This is a genomic window from Actinomadura roseirufa (assembly GCF_900659635.1).
GTDB classification, from domain to species: domain Bacteria; phylum Actinomycetota; class Actinomycetes; order Streptosporangiales; family Streptosporangiaceae; genus Spirillospora; species Spirillospora roseirufa.
Genome location: NZ_CAACVB010000377.1, coordinates 1 through 5,928 on the forward strand (window position 1 = coordinate 1; position 5,928 = coordinate 5,928).

Here is a 5,928-nt window from a genome sequence, read left to right on the forward strand (position 1 = left end):
CGCGCCCGCCCGCCCCGCCCGGCGCCCGCCGGAGCCCCGGCCGCCGAGCTGACCGGCCTGTCGGCCGACCGCGGCGCCCGCACCGTCCTCGCCGGGGTGGACCTGACCGTCCGGACCGGTGAGGTCCTCGCCCTCGTCGGATCCAACGGCGCGGGCAAGTCCACCCTCCTCGGCGCCGTCGGCGGAGACGTCCCCTGCACCGGGGACGTCGTGATCGACGGCGCGCCGCTCCGCTCGTGGAGCCACACCGAACTGGCCATGCGGCGCGCGATCCTGCTCCAACGGCAGACGCTCGCCTTCCCCTTTACCGTCGCCCAGGTCGTCGCCATGGGACGCTCTCCCTGGGCTGGAACTCCGCTGATGGACGACGACGAGGCCGCGATCGGCGAGGCCATGCGGGAGACCGGCGTGACCGGGTTCACCGACCGGCCCTACCCCCACCTCTCGGGCGGCGAGCAGGCGCGCGTCGCGCTCGCCCGCGTCCTCGCGCAGCGCACCGGCCTCCTGCTGCTGGACGAGCCCACCGCCGCCCTCGACCTGCGCCACCAGGAGATGGTGTTCGGCGTCGTCCGCCGCAGGGCCGCCGCGGGCGCCGCCGTGGTCGCGGTCGTCCACGACCTCGGGCTGGCCGCCGCCCACGCCGACCGTGTCGCCGTCCTCGCGGGCGGGCGCCTCGCCGCCTGCGGCCCCCCGGACGAGGTCCTCACCGCGCCGCTGCTCACGGAGGTGTACCGGCACGACATCGAGGTGTTCCCCCACCCGCGCACGGCCCGCCCCGTGATCCTCCCGCACCGTCCGTCCGGGCCGCCGGAGCCCTGACCGGCGCGGGCTACCCTGACCTGGGATCGGACGCCGGTGATCGAAGGGGGCCGAGTGGCGCATCTCCTGCTCGTGGAGGACGACGAGGTGATCCGCCGCACCGTCGGGATGGCCCTGGAGCGCTACGGGCACGAGGTGACCACCGCCGCGGACGGGCTGACCGGGCTGGAGCTCTTCCAGGCCGGGGGCCACGACGTCCTCCTGCTGGACGTGCTGCTTCCCCAGCTGAACGGGATCGGGCTGGTCACCCGGGTCAGGGAGAGCAGCCAGGTGCCGGTCCTGATGATGTCGGCGCGCGGGGAGTCCGCCGACATCGTCGCGGGCCTGGAGGCGGGCGCGGACGACTACGTCGTCAAACCCGTCGACATCACGGTGCTGCTGTCGAGGATCAGGGCCCTCCTGCGCCGGACGACCTTCACGGGCGAGGCGCCCGCGCCGTCCGCCGCGCTGACCTTCGGCGACCTGACCATCGACACCCTGGGCTTGGAGGTGCGCCGCGACGGGCGCCCGCTGGCGCTCAGCCCGACCGAGCTGCGCCTGCTGCTGGAGTTCGCCGCGTCCCCCGGCGTCGTCCTGGACCGGCACACCCTGCTCCGCGATGTGTGGGACTACGCGTGGGACGGCGACAGCAGGGTCGTGGACCTGTGCGTGCGGCGGCTCCGCGCGAAGATCGGCGCCGACCGGATCGAGACGGTCCGCGGGTTCGGCTACAAGCTGCGGCGCTGAGATGGTGTTCAATCCGCTGGCGCTGCGCTGGAAGATCGGGGCGCTGGTCGCCCTGGCGTCCGGCACGGTCGCCCTGGTGATCGTCCTGATGGTGCACCAGACCAGTTCCGCGCGCATCCACTCGCAGGCCAAGGGCCGTGTCGTCGAGGAGCTCGACAAGACGATCAAGGGCCTGCGGGACGGCACGGGGACCCGCGCCGACCTGGACGACCCGGCGGAGCTGCCCGCCGGGCTGCGCCGCCGCGCGGCGGCCGGGGAGCAGGTCTTCTGGTACGACGCCGGGAGGCGCAACGGCCCCGCGATGTGGGGGGCGACGGCCTACCGGGGCGAGACGATCGCACTCTGGATCAACATGAGCGCCGAGACGCGCGAGCTCCGCGCGCTGGACCGCGACCTGCTGCTGGCCGTCGCCGCCGCGCTCGCCGTCGTCGTGCCGGTCAGCGCCCTGTTCACCGAGCTGTTCAGCAGACGGCTGCGGCGGGTGGCGCGGACGGCGCGGCTCATCGCGGCCGGCGACCTCGACCTCCGCGTCGGCACCGCCCGGCGCGCCCGCGACGAGATCACCGAGATCTCGGCGGCGGTGGACTCGATGGCCGCCGCGCTGCGCGGCCGGCTGCGCACCGAGCAGCGCTTCACCGCCGACGTCGCGCACGAGCTGCGCACCCCGCTCATGGGCCTGGTCACCGCGGCCGAGCTGCTGCCGGACGGCGAGGCCGCGGGGTTCGTCCGGGACCGCGCCCAGGTGCTGCGCGCCCTCGTCGAGGACCTCCTGGAGATCTCCCGCCTGGACGCGGGCGCCGAGGAGGCCGAGCGGGTCAGGGTCCCGCTCGGCCCGTTCCTGGAGGACTGCGTCCGCCGCACCGGCCTCGCCGTGCGGATCGGCGTCACCGGCGACCCGGTGGCCGAGACCGACCCGCGGCGGCTCGACCGGATCGTCGCCAACCTCGTCGTCAACGCGCACCGGCACGGCGCGGGCCCGGTCGAGCTGACCGCCACCGCGTCCACGATCACCGTCCGGGACCACGGGCCGGGCTTCCCGCCCAACCTGCTCGCGGAGGGCCCGCAGCGGTTTCGCACCGGCGCGGCCGACCCCAGCCGCGACCCCAGCCGCGGCCACGGCCTGGGGCTGACCATCGCCCAGGGCCAGGCCAGGGTGATCGGCGCCCGCCTGGAGTTCGGCGACGCGCCCGGCGGGGGCGCCGTCGCCGTCGTCAGCCTCGGCCCCTGACGAGCGGCCTGATACAGGGCGGATACGAAGCCGATACAAGGTCGCGCGGACGCTGAGACGGCGGCGCGGCGGCCCTGACAACCGCGGTTCCAAAAATGACGGGCACAGGCGAGATCTCGCATTCCGGCCGTCCTTGGAGCCCCCATGTCATCGTTCCGTCCCTGGCACGTGGCCGCGTTCGTCTTCGCCGTGGCGCTGGCCGTGATCGTCGCCGCCCGGACGCTCGCCCCCGGCGGCGCCACCGCCTCGGGTCCGCGGTGGCCGTCCGAGGGGCAGGCGGCCGCCGAGGCCGAGGGCCTCGGCGCCCTCGGGACCAAGGGGGAACAGCGGCCCGTCCCGATCGCCAGCCTGACCAAGGTCATGACCGCGTACGTGATCCTGCGCGATCATCCGCTGCGGGACGGCCGGCCCGGTCCCATGATCACCGTGGACGCGGCCGCGGCGGGCGAGGCGTCCCTGCGCGACCAGTCGGCGGTCTACGTCGGCGAGGGACAGGAGTTCGACCAGCGCCGGATGCTGGAGATGATGCTGATCCCCTCCGGCAACAACATCGCCCGGCTGCTGGCCCGCTGGGACGCCGGCGGCGAGCGGGCCTTCGTGGCGAAGATGAACCGGGAGGCCGCCCGGCTCGGCATGTCCCGCACCACCTACACCGGGGCCAGCGGTTACGAGGACAGCACCGTCAGTACCGCCACTGACCAGCTGAAACTCGCCAAGGCGGCCATGCGGGACCCGGTGATCCGCTCGATCGTGGCCCGGCCGAGCGTCACCGTCCCCGGCGTGGGACCGATCGTCAACACCAACACCCTCCTGGAGAAGCCCGACGTCATCGGCCTCAAGACCGGATCCAGCTCGCGGGCGGGCGGGGCCCTGATGTGGGCGGCGAGGACGGGCGACGGGAAGCGGATGCTCATGGGGGTCGTCCTCCAGCAGAACGTCGGCGCGAGGCCCGAGCGGGGACTGCGTTCCGCCCTGTCGGCCGGCCGCAGGCTCATCGACTCGATCCAGGCCCTCGCCGATCGCGCCGGGTGATCCGGGTCAAGGTTTCACGGCCGCGCCTTTCCGCTTCCATGGACTTGGGCGCGAAGTGACGAGGTACCGTCATCGGGACGAGGTGACCTCGTGTGACCAGCAGCGATGATCTGGAGCGCGGGTCCGGCCCCGGCCGGGAGACCGTCCGGGGCGTGCGCGCCCGCGGGTGGGAGGGTTCGTCATGAGCGGCGGTCCGGCCCGGGGCCCCGTCGCGGATCGTCCGCCGATCTCCCGGACCAAGGTGCGCGTCCCCGCCCAGGGCGACTGGGCCATCGCCCGGCCCCGGCTGGTCGAGCGCCTCGCCCAGGGGGCACGGGGCCCGCTCACCGTGGTGACCGGCCCGCCGGGGGCGGGCAAGACCGTCGCCGCCGCGGCCTGGGCCGCCGCCGACGGGAAGCCGAGGCCGGTCGCCTGGGTCTCCCTCGACGGCGAGGACCACCGTCCCGACGCGTTCTGGGCGGTCATCCTCGCGGCGCTGGAGGACGGCGGCGTCACCGGCCTCCCGGCCCCGCCGCGCTCGCCGGGCCGGGCGCGCGAGGCGTTCCGCGCCGGGCTGGCCGCCGCGCTGGCCGGACGGGCGGCGCCGGTCGTGCTCGTCCTCGACGACTTCCGTCCCCCCGCGGGCTCCGAGGCGGCCCGCGACCTCGCGTGGGTCCTCGGGGCGGCCGGGCCGGCGCTGCGGCTGGTGCTCACCTCCCGCAGCGACCCGCCGCTGCCGCTGCACCGCTACCGGCTGACCGGCGAGCTGACCGAGATCCGCGGCGGCGACCTGGCCTTCGACGAGCGGGAGACCCGCGCGCTGCTCGCGCGGCACGGCGTGCACGTGACCGCGGCGTCCCTGCGGGCGCTGCGCGGGCGCACCGAGGGATGGGCGGCCGGGCTCCGGCTGGCCGCCATGACGATGGAGGGCCACCCGGACCCGGACGCGTTCGCCGCGGCGTTCGCCGGTGACGACCGCGCCGTCCTGGACTACCTGGTGGCCGAGGCCCTGGACGCCCAGCCCGCCCGGGTCCGCGGGCTCCTGCTGGCGCTGAGCGTCGCGCGGCGGTTCGACGCCGGGCTCGCCGCGGAGCTGGCGGGGCCGGGCGGCGGCGGCCTGTTCGCGCACCTGGTCCGGCAGAACGCCTTCGTCCTGCCCCTGGGGCATGGATGGCACCGGTTCCACGCCATGTTCGGCGACGCCCTGTACCTGACGCTGCGCCACGAGCGCCCCGGCGACGTGGCGTCCCTGCACCGGCGCGCGGCGGCGTGGTTCGGCCGCGGCGGCATGCTGGATGACGCCGCCCGGCACGCCGTCCTGGCGGAGGACTGGCCCGGCGCCGCCCGGCTCGTGGTCGGCGACCTCGCGGTGGGCCGGCTGCTCGGCCTCGCCGGGGACCGGACGCTGGCCCGGATCCTCGGCGCGATGCCCCAGCACGTCGCGCCCGCCGAGCCCGAGCCCTCGCTCGTGGCCGCCGCGGTGACGCTCGCGCGGGGAGATCCCCGGGCCTGCGCCTTCCACCTCGGCCGGGCCGAGCCGCTCCTGCGGGCGCTGCCGGACGATCGGGCCGCCCCCGCGCGGCTCGCGGCCGGGCTGGTCCGCCTCGTCGGCGGCCTGTCCCGTCCCGACGCGGCGTTCCGGGAACGCGTCCGTGAACTGGACGCCCTGCTCGACGGGCTGCCCCCCGCCCAGGTGGACGATCACCCCGAGCTGCGCGCGCTGGTGCGGCACGGGTACGCGCTGGCCGACCTGCGAGCCGGGCGGGCCCGCCAAGCGGCGGCGGGCTTCCGGCTCGCGCTGCCCGCCGCGGAGGCGGGCGCGGGCCCGCAGTACCGCCGCTGCCTGGGCGGCCTGGCGCTGGCCGAGGCGCTCCAGGGCCGGTTCGGGCGGGCCGCCGACCTCGTGGCCAGGGCCGACCGGCTGCCGGAGGCCCCCGCGGGATGGCGGGACCCGTTCGTCCGCCTCGCCGGCGCCTGGGTCGCCCTGGAGGACGTCCGCCCCGACGACGCCCGCGCCGAGCTGGACCGTGCCCGCGCCGAGCTGGACGAGGCCCGCGCCGCCGGGGGCGAGCCCCCCGACGATCTGGCCCCGCTCCTGCACGCCCTGCTGACGGCGCGGCTCGACCTCGCCGCGCGGCGGCCCG

Annotated in this window: 5 protein-coding genes; all 5 read left to right on the plus strand. The window is 76.5% G+C overall.

Features of this window, described 5'->3' with window-relative positions; genetic code table 11:
* Positions 1-819, plus strand: an 819-nt coding sequence (locus E1291_RS38235) for a heme ABC transporter ATP-binding protein (RefSeq protein WP_131742930.1), incomplete at its 5' end; no start/stop codon positions are given.
* Between the two features lie 54 nt (positions 820-873).
* Positions 874-1,545 carry a two-component system response regulator CseB gene (gene cseB, locus E1291_RS38240; RefSeq protein ID WP_207401162.1) on the plus strand — a complete coding sequence of 224 codons (672 nt, stop codon included), beginning with the start codon at positions 874-876 and terminating at the stop codon, positions 1,543-1,545.
* 1 nt (position 1,546) lies between these two features.
* Entirely contained in the window at positions 1,547-2,773 is a 1,227-nt protein-coding gene (locus E1291_RS38245) for a sensor histidine kinase (RefSeq protein ID WP_131742931.1), read from the plus strand.
* 144 nt (positions 2,774-2,917) lie between these two features.
* Positions 2,918-3,805, plus strand: coding sequence for a D-alanyl-D-alanine carboxypeptidase family protein (locus E1291_RS38250; RefSeq protein ID WP_131742932.1), 888 nt, complete (start codon positions 2,918-2,920; stop codon positions 3,803-3,805).
* Between the two features lie 181 nt (positions 3,806-3,986).
* On the plus strand, positions 3,987-5,928 hold a 1,942-nt coding region (locus tag E1291_RS38255), incomplete at its 3' end, for a winged helix-turn-helix domain-containing protein (protein ID WP_131742933.1).

What these genes read in the sequence shown, in the direction of transcription:
- E1291_RS38245 (WP_131742931.1), top strand. Translation starts at nt 1,547, where the DNA reads ATGGTGTTCAATCCGCTGGCGCTGCGCTGGAAGATCGGGGCGCTGGTC.
- E1291_RS38250 (WP_131742932.1), top strand. Translation starts at nt 2,918, where the DNA reads ATGTCATCGTTCCGTCCCTGGCACGTGGCCGCGTTCGTCTTCGCCGTG.